At 56.7% G+C, this 24490-nt stretch carries 22 protein-coding genes and 1 rRNA gene; 14 read left to right on the forward strand and 9 right to left on the reverse strand.

Going from position 1 to position 24490, the window contains the following annotated elements; all coding sequences use genetic code 11:
• The 3 genes from rrf to J1C54_RS00015 all read left to right on the forward strand — a co-directional run.
• Nucleotides 1-89: ribosomal RNA gene (gene rrf, locus J1C54_RS00005) — 5S ribosomal RNA — on the forward strand; the annotation flags it as partial.
• Between the two features lie 226 nt (nucleotides 90-315).
• Nucleotides 316-516 (forward strand): DUF2061 domain-containing protein, encoded by a 201-nt coding sequence (locus J1C54_RS00010; protein WP_229143781.1) that lies wholly within the window; start codon nucleotides 316-318, stop codon nucleotides 514-516.
• An 88-nt stretch (nucleotides 517-604) separates the two neighbouring features.
• Nucleotides 605-1297, forward strand: a complete 693-nt coding sequence (locus J1C54_RS00015) for a TetR/AcrR family transcriptional regulator (RefSeq protein WP_229143782.1) — start codon at nucleotides 605-607, stop codon at nucleotides 1295-1297.
• Nucleotides 1298-1304: 7 nt separating this feature from the next.
• Here J1C54_RS00015 and J1C54_RS00020 read toward each other — a convergent pair whose 3' ends face one another.
• From J1C54_RS00020 to J1C54_RS00035, 4 genes are all read right to left on the reverse strand, one after another.
• Entirely contained in the window at nucleotides 1305-1886 is a 582-nt protein-coding gene (locus J1C54_RS00020) for a TetR/AcrR family transcriptional regulator (protein WP_229143783.1), read from the reverse strand.
• A gap of 34 nt (nucleotides 1887-1920) precedes the next feature.
• Entirely contained in the window at nucleotides 1921-4686 is a 2766-nt protein-coding gene (locus J1C54_RS00025) for a valine--tRNA ligase (RefSeq protein WP_229143784.1), read from the reverse strand.
• A gap of 72 nt (nucleotides 4687-4758) precedes the next feature.
• Nucleotides 4759-5199: a hypothetical protein gene (locus tag J1C54_RS00030; RefSeq protein ID WP_229143785.1), complete on the reverse strand. Its 441-nt coding sequence runs from the start codon at nucleotides 5197-5199 to the stop codon at nucleotides 4759-4761.
• Between the two features lie 95 nt (nucleotides 5200-5294).
• Nucleotides 5295-6770: a leucyl aminopeptidase gene (locus J1C54_RS00035; protein ID WP_229143786.1), complete on the reverse strand. Its 1476-nt coding sequence runs from the start codon at nucleotides 6768-6770 to the stop codon at nucleotides 5295-5297.
• 50 nt (nucleotides 6771-6820) lie between these two features.
• On the opposite strand from J1C54_RS00035, the gene lptF reads away from it, so the two are divergent.
• From lptF to J1C54_RS00055, 4 genes are all read left to right on the forward strand, one after another.
• On the forward strand, nucleotides 6821-7939 hold the full coding sequence (lptF, locus tag J1C54_RS00040; protein WP_229143787.1) for an LPS export ABC transporter permease LptF: 1119 nt from the start codon (nucleotides 6821-6823) through the stop codon (nucleotides 7937-7939).
• A complete protein-coding gene (gene lptG / locus J1C54_RS00045; RefSeq protein WP_229143788.1) occupies nucleotides 7936-8997 on the forward strand; it encodes an LPS export ABC transporter permease LptG in 1062 nt (353 codons plus the stop codon). Before lptF ends, lptG begins: the two co-directional genes overlap by 4 nt.
• A gap of 91 nt (nucleotides 8998-9088) precedes the next feature.
• Nucleotides 9089-9811: a protein phosphatase 2C domain-containing protein gene (locus tag J1C54_RS00050; protein ID WP_229143789.1), complete on the forward strand. Its 723-nt coding sequence runs from the start codon at nucleotides 9089-9091 to the stop codon at nucleotides 9809-9811.
• On the forward strand, nucleotides 9808-10182 hold the full coding sequence (locus tag J1C54_RS00055; RefSeq protein ID WP_229143790.1) for a hypothetical protein: 375 nt from the start codon (nucleotides 9808-9810) through the stop codon (nucleotides 10180-10182). The genes J1C54_RS00050 and J1C54_RS00055 overlap by 4 nt, the downstream gene beginning before the upstream one ends.
• Nucleotides 10183-10196: 14 nt before the next feature.
• Here J1C54_RS00055 and J1C54_RS00060 read toward each other — a convergent pair whose 3' ends face one another.
• From J1C54_RS00060 to gatC, 5 genes are all read right to left on the reverse strand, one after another.
• Complete coding sequence (locus J1C54_RS00060; protein WP_229143791.1) at nucleotides 10197-11000, reverse strand: cyclic nucleotide-binding domain-containing protein; 804 nt, start codon at nucleotides 10998-11000, stop codon at nucleotides 10197-10199.
• 144 nt (nucleotides 11001-11144) lie between these two features.
• On the reverse strand, nucleotides 11145-11942 hold the full coding sequence (locus J1C54_RS00065) for a crotonase/enoyl-CoA hydratase family protein (protein WP_229143792.1): 798 nt from the start codon (nucleotides 11940-11942) through the stop codon (nucleotides 11145-11147).
• Between the two features lie 44 nt (nucleotides 11943-11986).
• Complete coding sequence (gatB, locus tag J1C54_RS00070; protein WP_229143793.1) at nucleotides 11987-13435, reverse strand: Asp-tRNA(Asn)/Glu-tRNA(Gln) amidotransferase subunit GatB; 1449 nt, start codon at nucleotides 13433-13435, stop codon at nucleotides 11987-11989.
• Nucleotides 13432-14892 (reverse strand): Asp-tRNA(Asn)/Glu-tRNA(Gln) amidotransferase subunit GatA, encoded by a 1461-nt coding sequence (gene gatA, locus J1C54_RS00075; protein WP_229144314.1) that lies wholly within the window; start codon nucleotides 14890-14892, stop codon nucleotides 13432-13434. The genes gatB and gatA overlap by 4 nt, the downstream gene beginning before the upstream one ends.
• 2 nt (nucleotides 14893-14894) lie before the next feature.
• A complete protein-coding gene (gene gatC / locus J1C54_RS00080; RefSeq protein ID WP_229143794.1) occupies nucleotides 14895-15182 on the reverse strand; it encodes an Asp-tRNA(Asn)/Glu-tRNA(Gln) amidotransferase subunit GatC in 288 nt (95 codons plus the stop codon).
• A 168-nt stretch (nucleotides 15183-15350) separates the two neighbouring features.
• Here gatC and J1C54_RS00085 point away from each other — a divergent pair, with 168 nt between their 5' ends.
• From J1C54_RS00085 to tldD, 7 genes are all read left to right on the forward strand, one after another.
• Nucleotides 15351-16394: a rod shape-determining protein gene (locus J1C54_RS00085; RefSeq protein ID WP_229143795.1), complete on the forward strand. Its 1044-nt coding sequence runs from the start codon at nucleotides 15351-15353 to the stop codon at nucleotides 16392-16394.
• Nucleotides 16395-16476: 82 nt separating this feature from the next.
• A complete protein-coding gene (mreC, locus tag J1C54_RS00090) occupies nucleotides 16477-17295 on the forward strand; it encodes a rod shape-determining protein MreC (protein WP_255612450.1) in 819 nt (272 codons plus the stop codon).
• On the forward strand, nucleotides 17285-17779 hold the full coding sequence (gene mreD, locus J1C54_RS00095) for a rod shape-determining protein MreD (RefSeq protein WP_229143797.1): 495 nt from the start codon (nucleotides 17285-17287) through the stop codon (nucleotides 17777-17779). Before mreC ends, mreD begins: the two co-directional genes overlap by 11 nt.
• Entirely contained in the window at nucleotides 17779-18384 is a 606-nt protein-coding gene (locus J1C54_RS00100; RefSeq protein ID WP_229143798.1) for a nucleoside triphosphate pyrophosphatase, read from the forward strand. Before mreD ends, J1C54_RS00100 begins: the two co-directional genes overlap by 1 nt.
• Nucleotides 18384-22202, forward strand: a complete 3819-nt coding sequence (locus tag J1C54_RS00105) for a YhdP family protein (RefSeq protein ID WP_229143799.1) — start codon at nucleotides 18384-18386, stop codon at nucleotides 22200-22202. Before J1C54_RS00100 ends, J1C54_RS00105 begins: the two co-directional genes overlap by 1 nt.
• Nucleotides 22199-23044 carry a carbon-nitrogen hydrolase family protein gene (locus tag J1C54_RS00110; RefSeq protein ID WP_229143800.1) on the forward strand — a complete coding sequence of 282 codons (846 nt, stop codon included), beginning with the start codon at nucleotides 22199-22201 and terminating at the stop codon, nucleotides 23042-23044. The genes J1C54_RS00105 and J1C54_RS00110 overlap by 4 nt, the downstream gene beginning before the upstream one ends.
• Nucleotides 22992-24476, forward strand: coding sequence for a metalloprotease TldD (gene tldD, locus J1C54_RS00115; RefSeq protein ID WP_229143801.1), 1485 nt, complete (start codon nucleotides 22992-22994; stop codon nucleotides 24474-24476). Before J1C54_RS00110 ends, tldD begins: the two co-directional genes overlap by 53 nt.
• Nucleotides 24477-24490: the final 14 nt, after the last annotated feature.

Consider the following 24490-nt stretch of genomic DNA (forward strand, 5'->3'; position numbering starts at 1 on the left):
ACCTGATCCCATCCCGAACTCAGAAGTGAAACGAAGCATCGCCGATGGTAGTGTGGCATTCGCCATGTGAGAGTAGGTCATCGTCAGGCACTTAAATAAAGAAACCCCCGTCGCGAAAGCGACGGGGGTTTTTTATTTAGGGCTTTACTCTGGCTTGCGCTAAAAGCCTCCCTGCCGTCGCTGTTGATTAGCGGCATCAAGTAATAGTTTTTTGCACTTAGATGTATTCATATAATTGCCTTTTTCTATCCTCATGCGTTCTTTATTCTTGGCTTGCCGGTTAGGGCGTCATAGAGAGGTCAGCAGGAGCAGGTCATGAGCAAGACTATTTCGTTCGGTATCATGCACGTGGGCGTCGCATTCCTTGTGGTTTGGATGATGACGGGAGATATGATTATCGGTGGTGCCGTGGCGATGGTAGAGCCGATGGTTAACACCATTGCCTACCACTTTCATGAGAAGGTCTGGGCGCGCCGTAAGGCGGTGGGCATACGCTGTTCCGTTATGCCGGCCTGAAGGCTAAGCCCACAAAAGGGTTACGCCGTGTTTACTCATCTGCTGACTCAGGGTAACCTTCTTGGAAAGGTAAACACGGTGTTCATCCATGACTTCCGCAACCAGTCCCTACGAGTTGGATGCTATCCGGGAGATTATTAACCGGGTACTCAGCGCCCAGCGAGATGATGGCCCCGCAGGGCGGGCCCATGCCAGGACGGAGATTCTGATTCACTCCATTGCGGTATTTTCCCGCCGCGGACTGGAGCGAACCACGGTTCAGGATCTTCTCGATGCGGCGTCTATTTCCAGACGAACTTTTTACAAATATTTCCGCAATAAGTTCGATGTATTGGAAAGTATCTACCAGATATCGATAGAGAACATGATTCTCAGGTTTCGCCGGGAGGCGGAGCGATCTCGGTCGGTTCAGGAGGTCATCCGGAATAGTTGTAATATCTACTTTGACTATCACCTGAGTCTTGGGCCGATCATTCGGCTGATGATGGAGGAGGCGCGTCGTGCGGATTCCGTATTGGCTCCTCATCGGGCGACAGCCTATAAGGCTGTGGCAGGGGTAATGAAGTCGGAGATGCTACGGGTAACTGGACGTGAGTTGGATGAGCTGGTTTATCTGACCCTGATCTGGACGCTGGAAAGTTATTCTCTCTATCTTCTCAACGACACCGATTGCTCTGCTGAGACGATTGCCCGCTATAAACAGATTATGACGGGTATTGCAGAGGCGGTGTTGTCCGGCCAAGCGGACTGGTCGAAGCTTGCTGTCCAGCCATCGGCATAAATGAACATCAGGTCGTTTTCTTAAGTCCCTGAATCAACACATCCATATACAGTAGTGCCTGTTCTTCCATATCACCATTGCCGGTTAGAGCCCAGGTATAGGTGGTGCCGATCAGAACATTCACCATTAGCTGCATTGTGGCGCGGGTTTCCAAAGCGGTGAAATAGCCGTCCTTTCTCATCTCATTAAAAAAGACCTCTGCCAAAGGTAGATACTGCTCCATAAGGGCAAAGTGCTGGCGCTGGATGTCTCCAGCAAACTCGCCGGCCTCCTGAATAAGAACCCGGCTGAATTCCCTGTTGCCTGAAAGAAATCGGGCGATGTCTATGCATACTCCCCGCAATCGCTCCAGCGGCGGTTTGTTGCTGATTAGCTGTTTAAGCGCAATATCACGGATGTGGTTAAGATTTTCCTCAACAATGGTCAGCAGTAGCGACTCTTTTGAGTCAAAGAACTTATAGATAGTAGCTTTGCCGACGCCTGCGCGTTCAGCGATGGTTTTTACATCGGCGGAGCGAAAGCCATGCTCAGCAAAGACCTCTTGAGCAGCAGTTAGAATCCGGCTGCGTCTATGGTCGACCTTTGTCATGGCAGTGCTCCGTGAGGTGCTGGGGTCCGCCCCCTTACAAGTACTTTATTTTTTCCGCTTGCTCTTCCAGCTTGGCCAGTTGGGAGCGATACTCATTGAGCTTGTCGCGCTCTTTGGCGACCACATCCGCCGGGGCCCGGTCCGTAAAGCCAGGATTCTTCAGTCGTTCATCGGCGCGGCTTACTTCCTGCTTCAGCTTCTGTATTTCTTTGCCGAGGCGATCAAGTTCTGCGGCCTTATCTATAAGACCGGCCATCGGCACCAAAATCTCCATGCGTCCAACAAGCTGGGTGACGGAGGGTGGAGCGGACTGCTCTGGGGACAACCAGACAATGTTTTCCAGTTTGGCCAGTTTTGAAAGAAAATTACGGTTTTCGTTAAGACGGCGAAGATCTTGTTCATCACCATTATGCAGATAGAGCGGCAATGCCTTTCCCGGAGGAATGCGCATCTCCCCGCGGATATTCCGGATTGCGGTGATCACATCTTTGAGCCACTCAGTGTCTGCTTCGGCGATGCTGTCCAGTTTATCCTGCTCCGGCGCCGGGAAGGGGGCGAGCATGATAGTCTCACCTTGAACGCCAGCAAGCGGTGCGATTCGTTGCCAGATTTCCTCGGTGATAAACGGCATAAATGGATGCGCGAGGCGGAGAATGCTTTCTAGCACTCGAACCAGAGTGCGTCGGGTGCCGCGCTTCTCCGCATCGCTGTATTCGTCGCCATAAAGCACCGGTTTGGACAGCTCAAGGTACCAGTCGCAGTACTCGTTCCAGATGAATTCGTAAGCTGCGTGGGATGCCTGGTCGAAGCGGAACTGTTCTAGCGCGTCCATGATTTCCTGTTCGGCACGCTGGAGGGCGGAAATGATCCAGCGGTCCGCCAGTGATAAACTAACCTCGTCGGCAGGATCCAAACCGCAATCCTGATCCTCCGTATTCATCATCACATATCGTGCTGCGTTCCAGATCTTGTTGCAGAAGTTACGGTAGCCTTCAATGCGGCCCATGTCCCACTTGATGTCGCGTCCAGTAGAAGCCAGTGACAGGAAAGTAAAGCGCAGCGCATCAGTGCCATAACTTTGGATGCCGTCAGGGAATTCCTTGCGGGTACGCTTATCAATCTTTTGGGCCATCTGTGGCTGCATCAGACCATTGGTGCGCTTTTCCACTAGCGACTGTAGAGAGATGCCATCGATCAGGTCGAGCGGGTCAAGGACATTGCCTTTCGACTTCGACATCTTCTGGCCTTCGGCATCGCGCACAAGTCCATGTACATACACCGTTTTGAAAGGAACCTGACCTGTAAACTTCAGTGTCATCATGATCATCCGCGCAACCCAGAAGAAAATGATGTCGAAGCCAGTCACCAATACATCCGTAGGGTGAAATAACTTCAGCTCTTCGGTATTGTCCGGCCAGCCTAGCGTTGAGAATGTCCACAGGGCAGAGCTGAACCACGTATCAAGAACATCGTCGTCCTGATGCAGAGTGCGCTCATCCAGAGAGTACTTCTGCCGAACCGCAGCCTCATTCTCACCAACATAGATATTCCCGGCGTCATCGTACCAAGCCGGGATTCGATGCCCCCACCACAGCTGCCGTGAAATACACCAGTCCTGAATGTCCCTCATCCACGAGAAGTACATGTTCTCGTACTGCTTTGGAACAAACTGAATCTGTCCACTTTCGACTGCCTTGATGGCGGGGTCAGCTAACGAGGCAATGGCGACAAACCATTGGTCTGTCAGGAACGGTTCGATTACCGCTCCAGAACGGTCGCCTCGTGGCACCATTAACTTGTGGTCATCAATCTTCTCCAGCAGGCCGAGCCCGTCGAGATCATCAACCACTTTTTTGCGAGCAATAAACCGGTCAAGTCCACGGTATGCCTCGGGGACCTGATCATTCAGGCTGGCGTCGCGGGTCATGATGTTGATCATTGGCAGGTTATGACGCTTACCAACTTCGTAATCATTGAAATCATGTGCCGGGGTGATTTTGACGCAGCCGGAGCCGAAGTCTGGGTCGACATAGTCATCACCGATGATCGGGATTTCACGATCGGTCAGTGGCAGGCGGATCGTTTTGCCAATTAAATCGCGGTAGCGTGGATCTTCCGGGTGCACGGCAACGGCTGTATCACCAAGCATGGTTTCAGGGCGTGTGGTGGCGACCACCAGATGGCCTGAGCCGTCGCTTAACGGATAGCGGAAGTGCCACATATGACCGGCCTCTTCCTTGTTTTCCACTTCCAGGTCGGAAATTGCAGTGTGGAACTGGGGATCCCAGTTGACCAGTCGCTTGCCACGGTAGATCAGCCCTTCATCAAACAGGCGAATAAATGCTGTTTGAACTGCTCGGGACAGTCCCTCGTCCATGGTGAAGCGTTCTCTCGACCAGTCCAGTGATGAGCCAATGCGACGCAGCTGGCGCCCGATGGTGCCGCCGGACTCAGCTTTCCATTGCCAGACTTTCTCCAGAAATTTTTCCCGGCCAAGGCTGTGGCGTGACTCGCCCTCAGCGGCCAGCTTGCGCTCTACCACCATCTGGGTGGCAATGCCGGCATGGTCGGTGCCCATTTGCCACAGGGCCCGTTGCCCCTTCATGCGGTGATAGCGGATCAGTGTATCCATGATCGCGTTGTTGAAGCCGTGGCCCATATGAAGAGAGCCAGTGACGTTCGGCGGAGGAATCATGATGCAGTAGGGCTTGCCCTCGCCTTGTGGAGCGAAGTAACCAGCTTTTTCCCAATGCTCATACCAGCGCCGCTCAATGGCGTCAGGTTGGTAGGTCTTGTCCATGAAAATTCCCGGCGTGTCGATTGTCACAAGGCCAGAGATTATACCGAAGCAGCGGGGAAATTGCTGGCTGACTCAGGATGGTTTTCGCAGCAGTGCTAACAGGCGATTGCGCAAGTCCTGTTCGATTTTCGGCATCCAGTCGGCCAATACTTCATCCGCCAGTGCGTGCAGTCGGGCTTCATCAATGCTGTCAGGTGCTGGTGCAGGCTTTGCTGTTGGCGGAGGTTGCACGGCCATAACTTTGCGTGGCAGGAATGGATTTTCTCTTTCCAGCAGGGCCTTGTTGAGTGGTTCCGGTCTTTCTGGCCCGTCAAGCAGGGAAATCTGTTGGTGGTGGTCGCCACCCTCATCGATATCCGCTTCGGCTGGGTCAAGTAGTGGCACATCATCATCAAGAAGCGAAGACGGCTCGACATCTTTGTCCGCATCACCGAGAAGTGACTGAATAGAAGTCAGCTCATCAAGCAGGGCCTTGGGAGAGGGCTTGCCGGGAGGCTTGCGTTGATCAGTCATGCCGGATTCTCGTTTTGCTGGAGTACATTGCTTTGTACAGGGTGCCGCGATCCCAGCGGGAATGCCAGAGGGGCATTTCCGCTGGGTATGGCAGCTTAGCTGCTGGCCAGATCCATCAGGTAGCGGGTGAGCATGGGCACCGGGCGGCCGGTAGCCCCCTTTTGTTTGCCGGCGCTTATCCATGCGGTTCCAGCGATATCCAGATGGGCCCACTTCACCTCTTTGGTAAATCGGGATAGAAAGCACGCGGCGGTAATCGAGCCGGCCTTTGGGCCGCCGATATTGGCCATATCCGCAAATGGGCTATCCAGTTGCTCCTGATAGTCATCCCACAGCGGCATGGGCCATCCTCTGTCCATGGAATCGTCGCCAGCATCGAGCAGGGCCTTGGCCAACTCATGGTCATTGGCGTAGACCGCCTGAGCGTGGCTGCCCAGGGCAACCACGCAGGCGCCGGTCAGGGTGGCGATATCAATGACCGTATGAGGTTTGTGCTTCTGCTGTACCCAAGTCAGAGCGTCGCACAGCACTAGTCGGCCCTCTGCGTCGGTATTGAGAATCTCAACGGTTTGGCCAGACAGACTGGTAACGATGTCGCCCGGACGGGAGGCGCGGCCATCGGGCATGTTTTCTGCTGCGGCGACTACGGCGACCAAGTGAATTGGCAGGCTCAGCTCGCAGACAGCTTTTACTGCGCCGAATACGCTGGCTCCGCCGCCCATGTCGTATTTCATCTCGTCCATGCCGGCCCCCGGTTTTAGCGAGATGCCGCCGGTGTCGAAAGTTACGGCCTTGCCGACTAATGCCACTGGTGCGCCTTTAGCGCCTTTGTATTCCATGATAATGATTTGGCCTTCGCGCTCACTGCCTCGAGCTACAGCGCAGAACGCTCCCATGCCCATTTTCTCCGCCTGAGCTTCGGAGATTACCGACACTTTGAGTGCCGGGTACTGTTTGGCCAGCGTTCGTGCCTGCTCAGTCAGGTAGGCCGGGTAGCACTGGTTTGGTGGCTGGTTGCCAAGATCTCGGCAAAGGGTGACGCCGGCGGCGACCGCCTGTCCCTGACGCAGCGCTTCCTGAAGCGCTGCCTTGGAGCCTTCGCCGATAAAGGTAAAGTTGGTGAGCGGGGAGCCAGTGGCCGGTTTACTCCGGTATTGGTCAAATCGGTATAGCGCTTCATCCACTGCGCGCGTGCCTTCGCGAACCTGCCAAAGCACATCCTGATCCCGCACCAGTGTGTCGTTGAGCAACCAGGCGGCATTGCGGCTACCGCTGGCTTTTAGCGCCTGCACGGCGCTGCTGAGCATCTTGATAAAGGCCCCTGGCGCTAGCGGCAAGTCGCCTGTGCCAACCAGCAGCAAGCGTTTGGCTGGCAGGTCAGTGGGCTGGGAGACGAGCAGCGTCTGGTTCTTTTTTCCGCTGAAGTCACGGTCCTTGATTAACTGCCTGATCTGGCTGGACGTGCCAGCGGGCAGGTCAGCCGGCAGCAGGGTGGCTTTTTCATCGACTGCCAGAATCAGGCAGTCGGTTTTCAGGGCAGAGACCTTCTTGCCGCTGATGGCGTACTCCATGGGAACTCCTGGGTTACAATGCCCGTCACTTCGACAGGGCGGGACAGGTTTTGATTCTTCACCGGTACATTAATCGGCAGCTACTTACGACCACCATAGTGGTAACCGTCGTGCTGATGATGGTGCTGGTCAGCGGCCGCTTTATCAAGTATCTGGCTAGTGCTGCCACTGGTGAAATATCCGCCGATGTGTTGTTTGCCGTGATCCTCTACCGGATGCCCGAATTTCTCCAGCTTATTTTGCCGCTTAGTGTCTTTATTTCGATTTTGCTGGTGCTTGGGCGGATGTACTCGGACAGCGAGATGGCGGTACTGCGCTCTGGTGGTATAGGTCAGTCAGGGATTGTTCGTGGCTTGATCGCGCCCATGTTGGTGACCACTTTTGTGGTTGGCCTGTTTGGCCTGTATGTCACTCCCTATGGCGAGACGGAAGTGGCCAGGGTGCTGGAGGAGCAGCGCGGCAGGTCGGTGCTGGAGCTACTGACTCCCGGGCGATTCCACTCCCGCGGAGACAAGCTCGGGATGCGTACTGCATACGCTGAGTCTCTCAATCGTGAAGAAGAAGCCCTTGAGAATATTTTTATATCAGACTTTCGTTATGCCAGTGATGACAGTCCAGGGTCATTGCTTACGGTTATGGCTGGTCGTGGCCGGGTGGTTGAGAGAGATGGCTTGGCCTATCTCTATCTGGAAGAGGGTTTTCAATATCAGGGTGCGCCGGGAGACCCCGATTATCGGCGAGTGGAGTTCAGCGAGGCGATGGTCAAGATCGGGGAAGAGCGCACCGTCGCCAAGCCACCGAAGGTGCGCAGTCTGCCCACCATGGAGTTAATGGTGTTACCCGGTGCGGACGCCCGGGCAGAGTTGCAGTGGCGCATTTCGCTAGTGCTGTTGGTGCCGATGATGCTGATTGCCGCGGTGCCCCTGAGTCAGGTCAGTCCTCGTCAGGGGCAATTTAATCGGTTGGCGCCGGCACTGCTGTTTTACTTGGGTTATGTAGGTTTGCTGCTGGTAATGCGCAGCCGGCTGGCAAAGATGCAAATTGATGAAATTGGCTGGCAGGACAATATGTATCTGGTCCATGTTGTTGCGTTTGCGGCGGTGGTTCTGTTGCTTAACGAGCACTGTTTGCGCCTGTGGCTGGCTGATCTGCGGCGGAGGTCTGCATGAGGTTGCTTCGCCGCTACATATGGCGCGCGGTCATGATTCCTGTGCTGCTGATCATCGCAATCCTGATGCTGCTTGATGGTCTTTTTAGTTTTGTATTCGAGTTGGAGTCCCTGCGTAACGAATACCAGATTCTGCAGGCGCTGCAGTTTGTGGTGACCACTTTGCCCAGACGTTTGGCCGAGTTTTTACCGATGGCGATTTTGCTCGGCGCGTTGGCGGGCTTGGGGTTGTTGGCGAATAGCGGCGAGCTGACGGTTATGCGTGCAGCGGGAGTATCCACCGGGAGGATTACCTGGATGGTGCTGCGGCCAACGATTCTGTTGTTGCTGATCGGTTTATTCGTGGCGGAGTATATTTCGCCACATACTGAACAGATCGCTCGAAGTAATCGATCCTTGGCTGAAACCGGTGGAGTGGCGCTGGGAGGTCAGTCCGGTCTTTGGCATCGGGAGGGAAACGAGTTTATCCATATCAGTGCGGTAGAGCCAAACGGGGTGTTACATGGCGTAACCCGCTATCGTCTGGATGAGACTCACCAGTTGGTGGAAACCCGATTTATTAGTCGGGCTATCTATCAGGGCAATAAATGGTCGCTGGAGGGTGTGCGCGGCAGCAGGCTGTTTGATGACCATATTGAAGCCTGGGCGGAAGATAGTGGCCAGTGGGATATTCAGCTGACCCCTGATGTGCTTTCGGTGATCGTGCTTCAACCGGAGCACTTGGCGGTTAGCAAGATTTACGAATATGCCCGTTATCTGCAGCAGCAAGGCATCCATGCGGGTGAATATATGTTGGTATTCTGGCAAAAGCTGGCTCAGCCGCTGGGTGTTTTGGGCATGGTGATGATTGCCGTATCGTTTATCTTCGGGCCATTGCGTCAGGTCAGCATGGGCTTGCGCATGACCGCTGGCATTCTAGCTGGCCTGGTGTTTCATTATGGGCAACAGTTCTTTGGCCATATGAGCCTGGTGTTCGACGCGTCGCCGATGTGGGCGGCACTGGCGCCGGCGATAATTTGTCTGGTGGCGGGAGTGGTGCTGTTGCGGCGGGTGCGCTAAGGTTGTCCCGTTGACGCCTTGTGGCGCCCGCTAAGCAGAGGCGCAGTGAGGTTCATGCCACGGAAGAAAACAAATAACCCGCGGGGGAATTGTGGCGGACTGGCATTTTTGCGCTCTGACTGATCAGGGTGTTCGGCGCAAACATAACGAAGATGCAGTGGTTGCCGTACCGGGCATCGCTCTTTGGGCAGTGGCTGATGGAATGGGCGGCCATGAAGCAGGTGATGTAGCCAGCCGTATGGTGATTGATGCCCTTGCGTCGGTTAAGCGGCCTGATAATTTCAGCCTTTTTGTTGATGCCGTCGAGGCAGCCCTCGTTGCGGTCAACGCTGCTATGCGTGACCATGCGGGCAAGGAGTTCTCGGGTCGGACAATGGGCTCCACGGTGGTGGCGATGCTTGCCGGTAAGGGCTACGGGGCCTGCGTGTGGGCGGGAGATTCGCGGTTATACCGTCTGCGTGAGGGTAGTTTGGAACCGCTATCCCGTGACCATAGTCAGGTTCAGCGGCTGGTTGATGCCGGCGTTCTGTCAGAGGAGGAGGCGGACTCCCACCCCAATGCCAATGTGATTACCCGTGCCGTCGGCGGAGCCGCTGCCTTGGTGGTTGACGTGGTGATGTTTGATATTCTGCCCGGTGATCGCTTTTTACTATGCAGTGATGGGCTTTACAACGAACTCTCCCGCGAAGAGATTACCCAGACTCTTGGTCAGGGCGGAGTTGAGCAGTGCGCCCAGTCGTTGATTGATCAAGCGATTCATCATGGCGCCCGGGATAATGTTTCCGTGATTGTGATTGAACCGGAGGCATCATGAAATCGGCCTCGGAGGGCATCAACCGCGACCTGTTGGCGTTGACGGAGTCCTTCGCCGAAGGTGCCATCGGCCCCGCAGAGTTTCGCCGCTGTCGCCGCGAGCTAGTCTGCGCCTGGACCGGTGAGGCGGTGCCGGAAATAGATCAGGCGTTGCCTGCTGAGGATGATACTCAGCCGGCCATGAAACCTGTTACCGACAAGGATATTGAGGCTGCCCAGTCTGCCGCGCAGACCGAATCTAACCAGCCGGCGCTTGCCACGGCTGCTGCTCATCGTGGTCATTGGGGCTGGTGGGTGACCGGGCTGTTGCTGGTGGTTGCCGCCGGTGGTGCGGTGGCCCTGCTTTGGTTCATATTGCGCCGGTCAGTGTGATGCTCTTCAGTGGCTCAGTGAGCTCCTGCACCTGACAGCTGCACCACCTTCTCATTAAGCTTCTTGATCTGTTTTGCCATGTCTGTCATCAGGCCGTGGATCATGGTCGGATTGCTGCGAATCAGGGTTTTAAACTGATCCTTTGGCACCTTAACCACCGAGCAGCGTGTTCGGGCGCGAACGGTTGCCGAGCGCGGGGAGTGGGTCAACACCGCCAGAGCGCCAAGGACCTCGCCTTCGCTCACGTCGCCAACCACCACATCGTCGACAATTACATCGGCAGTCCCTTCAAACAGGCTAAAGACATAGTCAGGCTTGTCACCCTGGCCAATAATCACATCGCCCGGTTGATAGTAGGCGAACCCCGGTGTGGTCTGGGTGTCGGCATCCGACTGGGACGCAAGCAAGCGCAGCAAAATGGATTGCTGAGTCATCAGCAGACGAGTCCACAGGCGAGCAGTTTCCGCTGAAGCCAGAGCGCCCCGCACCAATTCCAGCGTGTCGAAACTGTGCAAAATAACCGGTCCTTCCGACACATACTGCATACTGTCAGGGGCATCTGGCGCGGCGTCAGGAAGAATCAGATCGCCCTCATCCCAAGTGAAAAGGCGGCGGCCCATGGATCGCACTCCGACCATGCCGGTCTTGACCAGATAGGTCTTACCCGCCGATATGCCCGATTTCAGCAAATCATTGCTGGGGCTCAGAGAGATGCTTTCCGGTGTCAATGTCAGGCTCTCCAGCAAGTCATTAACAAGGCGTTTGTACTGCCGCATCAATGCGGAAAAGCCTGGAGTGGGTTCGGCGAGCGAAATCATTGTGATACTGGCTCCGTGGCGGAAACTCCGTGACTGGAGAGTGCCCCGATTATGACTTAAATGCGCTGCCCAAGACAGACGACCAGATCGCGTTGCGACATGCTCACCTGTGGGGCAGGTCACATTTTCACAATTCCCGTGGGCCTAGCGCTGGCGGAATGCGGGAGGGCGTTTTTCGAAGTTAGCCTTCATGGCTTCACGCTGGTTGCTACCCAAAAGCAGGCCCAGCTGTAGTCTTCTTTCCCGAGCCAGGGCGCGTCGTTCGCTGCTATGCCGCGTGCTGCGAAACAGGGCCTTGGCGGCGCTGATGGCGTCTGGAGAGCGTTCCGCAATGGCAGCTGCAAGTTGTTCGGCGGCAAGCATCGGCTGCTCGTCAATACGGCTGATAAGGTGAAGCTCAAGTGCTTCTTTTGCTTCGACAATGCGTCCGGTCATGGTTAGCTCCATGGCGACATCGGCGGGTAGCAGATCTCGCAGGGTTACGGAGGCGCTCATGTCAGGGATCAGGCCCCACTTGATTTCCATGATCGAGAACTGGCAGTCCGGGGTGCTGAAGCGGAAGTCGCAAGCCAGAACGAGCTGCATGCCGCCGCCAAAACAGTAGCCATGGGTTACGGCAATAACCGGTACTGGCAAGTCTCGCCAAATCAGGCACATGCGCTGAAATACATTATCCTTGCGCAGCCATGGCAGAAAAGCGCGGGCAATGGCAATCGGTTTGCGCATTACCGTGGCAAAGTCCAGGCCGGCGCAAAATGCCTTGCCATCGCCACGCAGAATCACGGCACGCACTTCACGTTTTCTGCGGATTAATTTGGCGGCGTCAATCAGGGCATACATCATGTCCAGATCAAGTCCGTTATACTTCTCCGCTCGGTTCAGGCTGACAATAGCCAAATGCTCCCGAAACTCTACCGTTACCCGGTTGCGCAGCGTTTCCATAATGATTCTCCCGATGTAGGAACGGCTCATGGCGCAGCTAAATTCTAGCTGTTGAGCGCCTTCATAAGCAGCTCATTAATCTGCTGAGGGTTGGCCTTTCCCTGCGAGGCCTTCATTGCCTGGCCGACGAAAAAGCCAAACATTTTCTTCCGCTTGGCCTCGTCGGCAGCACGATAGGCTTCAGCCTGTGTGGCGTTTTCGGCAATGATCTTGTTAACCATCTTTTGCAGCTCGCCACTATCGGAGACCTGCTTCAGGCCACGAGCTTCGATAACCTGATCAGGGCTGCCCTCACCATTCCAACATGCCTCGAAAACCTGCTTGGCGATCTTGGAGCTGATTGTGTTGTCCTTAAGGCGAGCAATTAGTTCGGCCAAGTCTGGCGCGGACATGGGGCATTCGCTAATGGATTTTTCTTCAGCATTCAATCTGGCGGTGAGCTCGCCCATAATCCAGTTGGCCGCTAGCTTGGCGTCGCCGCTGAGTTCTGCCACAGCCTCAAAATAGTCACTGGTGGCAAGATCAGATGACAGTATGCGAGCATCGTAATCGGACAAGCTGTACTGTTGGGCAAAGCGTCCGAGACGTTGAGCGGGCAACTCCGGCAGGGAGTTTTTCAACTCGATAATTTGTTCCTCGCTAAGCATTACCGGCAATAAATCGGGGCACGGAAAGTAGCGATAATCGTTGGCGTCTTCTTTGCTTCGCATGGACCGCGATACGCCGGTGTCGCCGTTAAAAAGACGCGTTTCCTGAGTGATGCTGCCACCGTCTTCAAGAATATCGATCTGCCGTTCCACTTCTTTCTTGATCGCCATTTCCATAAAGCGGAACGAATTCAGGTTTTTTGTTTCGGTGCGGGTGCCAAGCTTTTCCTCGCCTTTGCGCCGCACCGAGACGTTGACGTCGAAGCGCAGCGAGCCCTGAGACATTTCGCCATCACAGATGCCAATTGCAGTAACCAGGCTGTGAAGTGCGCGGGCAAAAGCCACGGCTTCTTCGGCGCTGCGCATATCTGGCTCGGTGACCACCTCAATCAGCGGTGTCCCGGCACGGTTCAGGTCAATGCCGGTCATTCCATGGAAGTCTTCATGCAGTGATTTGCCGGCATCCTCCTCCAGATGAGCGTGATGGATGCGCACGGTCTTGCGGCTGCCGTCATCCAGTATCAGTTCTACGCTGCCAGCGCCAACGATTGGTTCTGCCAGCTGTGTGGTCTGGTAGCCCTTGGGGAGGTCTGGATAGAAGTAATTCTTACGCTCAAAAGCAGAGTGGCGATTAATCTCCGCGCCCACCGCCAAGCCAAACTTTACGGCCATATTTACCGCTTCACGGTTTAGTACCGGCAGGGTGCCGGGCATGGCCAGATCGACCAGCGAGGCATGACTGTTCGGCTCGGCACCAACTGCGGTGCTGGCGGAGGAGAAGATCTTGGTTTTAGTGGCTAGCTGAACGTGAATTTCAAGGCCAATTACGGTTTCCCAGGCGCTCATTTGTCACCTCCGAAGGCCGGAGCCTGACGGTGCCAGTCAGTGGCCTGTTGGTAGCGGTGGGCCACGTTAAGAATCTGTCCTTCACGAAAGTAGTTACCAATCAGCTGCACGCCGACCGGTAGGCCGTCAATCGCGCCGCCGGGCATCGAAAGTGCGGGCAGGCCAGCAAGGTTAACCGCAATAGTGAATACGTCGGCCATATACATGGTCACTGGATCATCTTTCTTGGCCCCTAGCTGGAAGGCGACTTCCGGGGAAGTTGGGCCGAGAATGACATCCGCCTTTTCAAATGCCCGGGCGAAATCATCGCTGATCAAGCGTCGTACCTTTTGCGCACGCAAGTAGTAGGCATCGTAGTAACCATGGGACAGCGCATAGGTGCCGACGAGAATGCGGCGTTGCACTTCGTCGCCAAATCCTTCGCTGCGCGAGCGCTTGTAAAGATCCATCAAGTCGACCGGATCCTGACAACGATAGCCGTAGCGAACGCCATCAAAACGGGACAGGTTTGATGATGCTTCAGCTGGTGCAATTACATAATAAGCTGGTACGGAAAGTTTCACGCTCGGCAGCGATACGCTGACCACCTTGGCGCCTTGGCGCTCTAGTTCCCGCGCTGTTTCTCTGGTCAACTCGGCAATGCGGCCGTCCAGCGATGCGGGGAAGAATTCTTCCGGCAAACCGACGGTGAGGCCGGCCAGTGGTTTGTCGAGATCGGCGAGATAATCATCCGCAGTGCGATCCAGACTAGTGGAGTCCTTGACGTCATGGCCAACCATGGTTTGCAACATCAAGGCGCAATCCGCAGCGCTCTGTGCCATTGGCCCAGCCTGATCAAGGCTTGAGGCAAAAGCGATCATGCCCCACCGGGATACGGTGCCATAGGTGGGTTTAAGGCCAGTAATGCCGGTCAGCGCCGCCGGTTGGCGAATGGATCCGCCGGTATCGGTGCCGGTGGCTGCTGGTGCCAGGCGTGCGGCTACCGCGGCAGCGGAGCCACCGGAGGAGCCGCCCGGAACGCGGGATAAGTCCCACGGATTTTTTACCGGGCCATAAAAACTTGTTTCATTGGAGGAGCCCATTGCGAACTCGTCCATGTTGGTTTTGCCCAGCATGATGGCACCGGCGGCGCGCATTTTTTTCACCACTGTTGCGTCATAGGGTGAAATGAAATTGTCCAGCATGCGCGAGCCGCAGGAGGTGCGTACCCCGTCAGTGCAAAAGATATCTTTATGAGCAATTGGCAGGCCATTGAGTAAGCCGGCTTCGCCTTTGCTGCGCGCCGCATCAGCGGCATCGGCTTCAAGGCGTGCCTGCTCGGTGGTGACCGTAACAAAGCTGTTCAGTTCGCCGTCCAGTGACTCTATGCGGGCCAGAAAAGTATCAGTTAGCTCGCGGGCTGAAACCTTGCCGCCATCTAGCAGTGCCTTCAGTTCGGTCAGAGTATGTTTATGCAGGGTCATTCGATCACCCGTGGTACGAGGAAACAGTTGCCTTCACTGGCCGGCGCAAGTGGTAGCACGCGGTCGCGTAGATCTGCGGGCTGGACAAGGTCCTCACGCAGCGGTTGGCTGACATCCAGGGGGTGGGCCAGCGGGGTGATATTGTCGACCTCGGCTTGCTGCAGTTCGTCCACCATATTGAGAATATCGCTCAATCGGCCAGCAAGGGCCTGACTCTGTTCGGCGCTGACATGCAGGCGGGCCAGATGGGCCACTTTCAGCACAGTGTCCTGATCAATTGCCATGAGGGTCTCCGGCAGGGGCGGGAAAGGCGGCAAAACTACCATATCTGCGATCTGCCCGGCACCCCTTGGGGCCCTGTTTGCTTGCCGAATCCCCATGCCATTGCTAGAGTTGCGCGATTATGGCGGGACTACCCGTCTTTCGCTTGAAAATCAGGAATCTGCCCAGCCATGTCTTTCTTCAAACGCATCCGCGGGATGTTCTCCACTGATCTGTCTATCGACCTTGGTACTGCCAACACCCTTATCTATGTGCGTGGCCGGGGTATTGTGCTGGATGAGCCGTCGGTGGTGGCGATCCGGCATCAGGGGGCGCAGAAGAGCGTCGCCGCCGTGGGTACTGAGGCAAAACGGATGCTCGGGCGTACCCCGGGTAACATCACCGCCATCCGGCCCATGAAGGATGGCGTTATTGCGGACTTTGAAGTTACTGAAAAGATGCTGCAGTACTTCATCAAGAAAGTGCATGAAACCGGCTTTTTCCCGCCGGCGCCTCGGGTTCTGGTGTGTGTGCCGTGCCAGTCGACTCAGGTAGAGCGCAAGGCGATTCTGGATTCTGCCTACGGTGCGGGTGCCCGGGAGGTGTTTCTGATTGAGGAGCCGATGGCTGCGGCCATCGGTGCAGAGCTGCCGGTGCATGAGGCGAAGGGCTCTATGGTGGTGGATATTGGGGGTGGTACCACCGAGATCGCCATTATTTCCCTCAACGGTATTGTCTACTCGCAGTCCTTGCGTATTGGTGGCGACAAGTTTGATGAAGCCATCGTTGCCTTTGTCCGCAAGGAATACGGCAGCCTGATTGGTGAGTCTACTGCCGAGCGTATCAAGCAGGAAATTGGTTGCGCGTTCCCTGGCGGAGAGCTGCTGGAGATCGATGTGCGCGGTCGCAACCTTGCGGAAGGTGTGCCTCGTCAGTTCACCCTGAATAGTGAAGAAATTCTGGAAGCCCTGCGCGAGCCGCTGTCGGCCATCGTCAATGGTGTGAAAAATGCCCTTGAAGCATCGCCGCCGGAACTGGCCTCGGATATCGCTGATAGCGGCATGGTGCTGACGGGTGGTGGTGCGCTGCTGCGTGACATCGACAAGCTGCTGGCTGAAGAAACTGGCCTGTCGGTGATCGTTGCCGATGACCCGCTGACCTGTGTCGCCCGTGGCGGTGGTAAAGCACTGGAGATCATGGATACCCGTGGTCTCGACCTGATCACCAGCATCTGACCGGGCGCCCGCCCGGCTGCCGCGGAGGCCCGTCATCGCCGGTCTGTTCTCCGACAACAGTGGTCGTTCCGGTTACCGCCTGCTGGCGGCTATCGTGCTATCCACTATCCTGATTCTTGTTGACCAGCGTAGCCCCTGGGGCGACACCGTGCGTTATCCGGTCAGCTTTGTCACCGGACCCATTCATTATCTGGCCAACCTGCCGGGCAATTTGCTGGCCGGGATTCGTAGTCAGGCACGCTCACGCTCCGAGTTGCTAGAAGAGAATGAACGCTTGGATCGGCAGTTGTTAGTACTGGAGCAGCGCTCTCAACGATTGGCTGTGCTTGAGGCAGAGAATGTCCGGCTGCGCGAGCTGTTGAACTCTTCAGCGAATCTGGATGCCCGGGTTCTTGTGGCGGAGATCATTGGCATTGAGGCGGATCCTAACCGCCACGAGTTGATTCTCAATAAGGGTACTGATGCAGGCCTGTTCAAAGGGCAGGCGGTACTGGATGCACACGGCCTGATTGGTCAGGTTGTTGAAGTGGGTGCCGTCAGCTCCCGGGTGCTGTTGATCACGGATGCTATGCATGCCTTGTCGGTCAAGGTGAATCGCAGTGGTGTGCGCTCAATTCTGGCAGGCACCGGCCACCCGGATCGCTTGAGTTTACTGTATGTACCGGACAGTGCAGATATTGCCGAGGGAGACCTGCTGGTTAGTACCGGATTGGGGCGACGTTATCCGGCGGGCTATCCAGTTGCCACGGTGGTTTCGATTAATCATGAGCCTGGCCAGCCGTTTATGACGGTTGAGGCCCGACCGGCAGCATGGATTGATCGTGCCAGCCATGTCTTGCTGGTGGCGGGTGCGCCTCAGTCAGTGGCGCCAGCGCCGCAGGGCGGTATCGATGGGCCGTGATACGAAGCCCGCCGGCAGCGGCGTCATCGTCCTGACCATCCTGATTGCCGCATGGGTGTCATTGCTGCCCTGGCCTGAGCCTGTTCGTTTCTTCCGCCCGGAATGGCTGACTCTGGTCTTGGTCTATTGGGTTATTGCCTTGCCATACCGGGTCGGTGTGTTTTGGGGATTTTTCACAGGCCTGTTTCAGGATGTGCTGGTTGGCGCGGTACTTGGTCAACATGCACTGGCTTTGGCGGTGGTCGCATGGCTGGCTCAAGCGACCTACAAGCGGTTACGCGTTTTTCCACCGATGCAGCAGAGCCTGGTCATATTCCTGTTGGTGGGCGTATCCATCATGGCTTCCTATTTGGTCCAGGATGCCGCCGGGCGTGCCCACCATAGCCCGCTGCTGATGCAGCTTGGTGCGATTGCCAGTGCCCTGTTGTGGCGTCCTGTCTATGCCTTGCTGCGTACGGTTCGGCAGCGCTTTCTGGTGCGCTGATGCGACGCCTTTGGCTCGCCTCAGCTTCTCCGCGCCGCGCCCAGTTGCTGGCCTCCATTGGTGTAAAGGTGCATCAGGTACTGCGCCCGGAAATCGATGAAACTCCGCACACTGGCGAGTCCCCGGAAGACTATGTACGGCGCATGGCCAGCGAAAAGGCCGCCGTCGGTTGGCAGCGGCTAGCCGAGCAGGAGCGCCGTGTGGCCGCGTTGTTGGCCGCAGATACCTCAGTGGTATTCGATGGCCAGATTCTTGGCAAGCCAGATAACGACGAGCATGCCCGGCAGATGCTGGGGTTGCTTTCCGCTCGTGAACATCAGGTGCTATCAGCGGTCACAGTTATTACTGACACAGGTATAGATCATGTGCTGAGTGAGTCACGGGTTCGCTTCGCCACATTGTCTGATGCCGATATCAGTGCCTATGTGTCCAGCGGTGAGCCCATGGATAAGGCCGGAAGCTACGCGCTGCAAGGTTTCGGCGCATTATTTGTTGAGCATCTGTCCGGAAGTTATAGCGGTGTGGTTGGTTTGCCGCTGGCGGAGACCGGCCATTTGTTGCGGCAGGCACAGGTGCCAATTTGGCAGCAAGGTGAGCGTAACTAGTGAAACCTGAAATGCTCATAAGTTGGCGGCGTCGTTCGGCCAACTGGCTGAGACAGCGACTGTGGTGGTTTGCCGCCAGCGGTTTTCTGCTGCTTGCCGTATGGGTGGTGGTGGCAAAGCAATTGCTCACCATGGTGCCGACCTGGCGAGTTGATCTTGAAACTCTTATTGAATCTCGCATCCAGACACCGCTGGAAATTGGCAGCTTCTCAGGCTATCTGTCTGGCCTCAGTCCGGTATTCGTGCTTGATGATGTGCACCTTCCCGGCGCAGACCCGGAGCATCCCGGGCTAACGCTTGAGCGGGTGGAGCTGACGGTGGATGTGCTGCCCAGTCTTCTGGGGCGCACACTGCGGGCTCGTTCGTTGCTGATTCGCGGTCTCGATGTGAGAGTTCTGGTGGACGAAGATGGCAGGGTGCAGCTTTATGGCATTGACGCCTTCGGCTCTGCGGCCGACTCCACCGTGCCAGCACACGAAAAACTTCTGCAAGTGCTCTATCGACAAAAGCGTATTCAGATTGAGAAGGTGCGCGGCACGTTGGAAATGGCTGGCGCCAAGCCACTGGAAATCGCCGAGCTGAATCTTGCCATGGTGAGCTCCGGGCAACGTCATCGTCTGGCTATGACAGCTCACTCCGCTGCAGAGGAAATCCTTGTTGACCTGCGCCTCGACATGAACGGCGATGCCTATCGGCGCGAGCAGATTAATGGTCGGGGCTATCTGGATGTGTCGCTGCGCAACGCTGAGCCCTGGCTGCTGCATCGCTGGCCATTGCCGATTCGTCCTGAGCAGTTCAGCGGGGGTATGCAGGGGTGGCTGACCATTCAGGGGGGCGAGCTGGAGCAGAGTGCTTTACGCGTTCGGCTTGATGGTTTGACTCTCAGTGGTGAGCCACTGCAAGAGCCGTGGCAGCTGACTCGACTCAGTGCCGATGCCTTGCTTGATAGTGCCGGTGAGGGATATCGCTTGGAGCTGGCCCGTCTGGTGCTGGCGGATCAGCAGGACCGCTGGCAGCCTGGCGCCATGACCCTTGGCTGGAATGTGGCTGGCAAGCAGGACTGGCAGATGGCCCTGCATGATGTTGACCTGGAGCCGTTCAGTAGCCTGTTGCAGCGTCTTCCCTGGCGACAGGACAACCTCTGGCTGACTATTAGTGGCCAACTGGAAGCCTTGCGGCCGGCTGGCACGCTGCGGCGTTTTTCGTTGCGCGGCAGTGGCCGAGAGATCGACACCGTGTCAGCGCGTTTTGAAGGTGTTTCCTTGCAGTCCGATCAGCGACGACCCGGCATTAGCGGTCTGTCTGGCTGGGTTAGCGGCGATGCCAATGCTGGCTATGGGCAGCTTGACAGTCCAGGCCTGACTTTGCGTCTGCCCGCTCAGTTCGATGAGCCTCTGAGCGCGGCCACCAAAGGTGCATTTCGTTGGCGCCATGATGGTGAGCAGCTCACCGTGGATACCGGTTGGCTGGAGGTTATCAATGACGACGCTCGAGCTCAGTTGCTGGCTGGAGTTCGCTGGCAGCGAGAGACTATTCCGCAGTTAACCCTGCTGGCGGCGCTGACAGATGGCCGGGCTGAAGGCGCTGCTCGTTATATTCCTCGCGGTAAATTAAGCCCGGCAGTAGCCGAATGGCTGGATCAAGCGTTTGTTGCTGGCACGGTCGATCTTGCTCAGTTTCTGCATGAGGGGCCGGTGGTCATCGACCCGGCCCGACAGCAGGATCGCACTCTGCAGATGCAGTACATCAGCGATGATATGACATTGCGCTTTTTGCCGGACTGGCCCTTGATTACTGAGCTGAAGGCGCGGGTGCTCATTGATGGTCGGCATATCAGTGGCCGCCAGGTCAGCGGTCAGCTGCTTGGCTCTGCGCTTAGCAACGCCTCGGTAGATATTCCAAGTCGACAGGATCATGAAGTGCCCAGACTTATTGTGTCAGGGCAGTTGGACGGGCCGGCCAACAGCATCGGCGTCCTCCTGCACGATACGCCACTGGCAAAACAGATGCCGGACGAGGTCGCCGACTGGCAGGTTATTGATGGGCAGTATCAGGGGCAAGTTCTGCTTAGCTGGCCATTGGCTGCGGATACTCAGGACCCGGTAGTGCGTGCACAGGGTAAGCTGGCAGGCGTCAGCCTGCACTCCGAAGAGCGTCGGTTGCAAGTCAGCGAGTTAGCTAGTCCATTCAGTTTTGATCTGGCTGAAGGTATGCAATTGCCGGATATTACCGGTCAGCTCTTCGGACGACCTTTGAGCGGAGTGGTGCAGACTAGTGGTGGCAGTACCCATCTTAAATGGCGCAGTAGTGTGGACATCCCGGAGCTGCGTAACTGGCTCGATTTGGGCTGGCTAAGCGCCGTCTCCGGGGAGTTTGGCTATTCCGGCTTGATGACACTGCCGTGGCGGCGTAGTGCGCCAGTTAAATTGTTGGTGGAGTCAGCTCTTGAGAAGGTGATTGTTGATCTGCCAGAGCCCTTTACCAAACAGGCAGGCAGCCCGGCGGATTTTCGGCTTGAACTAACTGGCACGGACAGTGGCTCTGATATGTTGCTGCGTTATCAGGATTTTTTGTCGGCCCGTTTGCTGCTTGACGGTGCGGATATGCATGCCGGCCGGATTCGCTTCGGCGACGGTGCGGCGCAGCGTCCGGTGGGCAATGGCTTGACCATCGAAGGTACGCTGGCGGAGCTGAAAATAGCTGACTGGACTGACTATCTGCAGCAATCAGGCAATGACAGCGGCATGGACTGGCCCGTTGTCGACATGCAGATCGGCAGTTTGGATGTGTATGGATTTCCAGTGTCTGAGGCGGCAGTGCGGGGAGAGCCGCTGGACACCGGCTGGCAAGTTGCCTTGGAGGCACCCACATTGGCGGGCACCTTGATGATTCCGGATGGCTATCGAGCACGCGGTGAAAAGCCGATGGTGTTGTCGGTGCAGCGTGGTGAAGTGTCTTTTGCGGCTCAGGCAGAAGGCAGGGTTGATCCGGCTAACATGCCTGTGATGGACGTGCAGTTCGATGCACTGAGCCTTGAGGGTGAGGACATGGGACGTTGGCAATTTGCTCTGCGCCCCTTGGATGACGGGGTGTCGATTGCCGAGATTGATGCCTTCTGGCGCAACACGGCGATTCGCGGGCAGGTCGACTGGACTCTTCTGGACAGTACTGAGCAGAGCCATTTTGTCGGTAGTCTGGAAAGCAGGAATCTTGCCCGAAGCCTGCGTCGTTGGGAGCTGGATCCATTTATAGAAAGTGATGAGGCTCGCGCGGTGGTTGACCTCAGCTGGACCGGAGACCCGACGGAGTTTGATTATCTCAACCTCCAGGGACAGGCCTCGGTGGCCATAGGTCCGGGACGTATTCCCAAGACAGATTCTAAAACCTCCGCGCTGCGAGTGCTGGGCGTATTTAACATGGCCACAGTTAGCCGGCGTCTGCGACTCGATTTTACCGACCTGTACAAGAAGGGCTTGGCGTTCGAGGAAATTAGTGGTGATTTCAGTATCGATGGCAGTCTGGTTGGTACCAGTAACCTACAGATCAAGTCACCGTCTGCGGAGCTACGCTTGCGCGGTGAAATGGATATTGAGGCGGAAACTCTGGATCACTACATGCAGGTGACATTGCCAGTGTCGTCGAACCTTTATGTTGGTTGCCTTGCCGGGCCGGCTGCGTGTGCCGGTATTTTTGTAGTCGAGCGTCTGTGGGGCGAGCGACTGGAAAAAATGACATCGCTGACCTATCGGGTAACAGGTAACTGGGATGCGCCAAAAGTTGAAGAACAGAGCATGTCAGAGCGCAGGGGAAAACAATGAAAGTGGCTGGCGTGCAGTACACCGCCGGGGCGGACTGGCAGGCCAATTTAAGGCAGCTTGAAGAGCTGCTTGATCAAGTGCCGTTTTTTGCTCCTGATATTCTGGTTCTGCCGGAGAATGTTTTTTGCCAGGGTGGTGATTACCGGACGTTGGCCGAACAGCATGGCCAGGCCTTGCTTGACTGGCTTAGTGCCACGGCGCAGCGTCTGGGGGTTTGGCTGGTGGCCGGCAGTGTGCCATTGGCAACACGACCGGACGGAGCGCCAGTGACGGCGCCCCGGGTGCGTGCCGCCTTGCTGGTGATTTCTCCGCAAGGCCTGCAGGTGGCGCGCTACGACAAGCTGCATCTATTCGATGTGGAGGTGGGTGACAGTCATGGCCGCTATCAGGAGTCTGATCAGTTCGAGTCGGGAGATCAGGTGGTGCTGGCAGATATTGGCGGCCTGAAGACCGGCCTGATGATCTGTTACGATCTGCGTTTTCCGCTACTGGCGCAAAGGCTGCGCCAGCGGGGCGCTGAGCTGCTGATCTATCCGAGTGCCTTTACTGAAGTCACCGGCCGTGCCCACTGGGAGTTGTTGCTGCGTGCCCGGGCAGTGGAAACAGGGTGCTATGTGCTGGGGGTTAACCAGTGCGGCTGGCACAGCCCAACCCGGCAAAGCTACGGACACAGCATGCTGGTTGACCCGTGGGGACAGCCGGTCAGCGCTTTACAAGACGCCCCCGGACTGCTGGTGGCGGAGATCAATCTGGACGAAATGCACGACATCCGCCGGCGTCTGCCGGTCCATGATCATCAGCGACTCGCTGTCAGCTTACCGGACGGTTTACGTGAATCTTGATCGACTGCAAATTGCCAACCAGACACTACTAAACCCTGCCAATCTGGATGTGGACCAGCTTGCTAATCTGCTCGGCGAGGTCGGTGGTTCCGCTGTGGATTACGCAGACTTGTATTTCCAGCACAGCGAGCACGAGGGGTGGGCGCTGGAAAACGGCATTGTTCGCGAGGCGTCCTACAACCTTGAGCACGGCGTCGGTGCCAGGGTGGTCAGTGGCGATAAATCCGGTTTTGCCTACAGCGATGACCTATCTATCGCCAGCCTGCGTGAAGCGCTAGGTGCCGCCCGCGCCATTGTTCGTCATGGCGGCTCCGGCAAGCGGCCATCCCTGAACGCCAGTCAGCATGGCGCCCTGTACCACGGGCACAACCCCATTCCGGCATGGGAGTCAGCCCGTAAGGTGACGTTTCTGCAGCAACTTGACCGGTTGGCCAGATCACTGGACCCCGCAGTTTCCGAGGTGACGGTGAGCCTCAGTGCAGTGCACGACACCATGCTGGTGGCGGCCACCGACGGCACACTGGCCGCGGATGTTCGCCCGCTGGTCAGGCTTAGTGTGTCCGTGATCGCGGAGCGCAATGGTCGCCGTGAGCGGGGCAGTTCGGGTGGTGGTGGCCGGCTTGGCTTTGCCTGGCTGGCCGAGTCTGGCCGTGCGGAAGACTGGGTGCGTGATGCGGTGCGTCAGGCATTGATCAATCTGGATGCCATTGCAGCACCGGCCGGTAGCATGCCCGTGGTGTTAGGCCCGGGCTGGCCTGGCGTGTTGTTGCATGAGGCGGTTGGCCATGGTCTGGAGGGGGATTTCAACCGCAAGGGAACCTCCATGTTTGCCAAGCGCATGGGTGAGCAAGTGGCATCGCCACTGTGCACTGTGGTCGATGATGGCACCTTGGCGGAGCGTCGTGGTTCGTTGAATATCGATGATGAGGGCACACCGACCAGCTGCACCACGCTGATCGAAAAGGGCAAACTGGTTGGCTACATGCAGGACAAGATGAATGCTCGTCTGATGGGAGTCGGTGTGACCGGTAACGGTCGCCGGGAGTCCTATGCCCACTTGCCAATGCCACGTATGACTAACACCTACATGCTGCCGGGTGAGTCCGACCCGGCAGAAATCATCGCCTCGCTGGATCGTGGTATCTACGCAGTCAATATGGGCGGTGGGTCCGTGGATATCACCTCCGGCCGTTTTGTATTTTCGACCAGCGAGGCCTATCTGGTGGAGAAGGGCAAAGTTGTGGCGCCGGTGCGTGGCGCCACCCTGATCGGTAGTGGTGCAGAAGTGATGCAGAAAATCAGCATGGTGGGCAACGATCTGGCGCTGGATAGCGGCATCGGTGTGTGTGGCAAGGACGGCCAGTCAGTTCCGGTGGGAGTGGGTCAGCCAACCCTGCGGGTGGAAGCACTGACGGTGGGAGGAACCGCCTGATAGCAGCGTCAGAG

Source organism: Alcanivorax sp. 1008 (genome assembly GCF_020667895.1).
In the GTDB taxonomy this organism is placed as follows: Bacteria; Pseudomonadota; Gammaproteobacteria; order Pseudomonadales; family Alcanivoracaceae; genus PGZG01.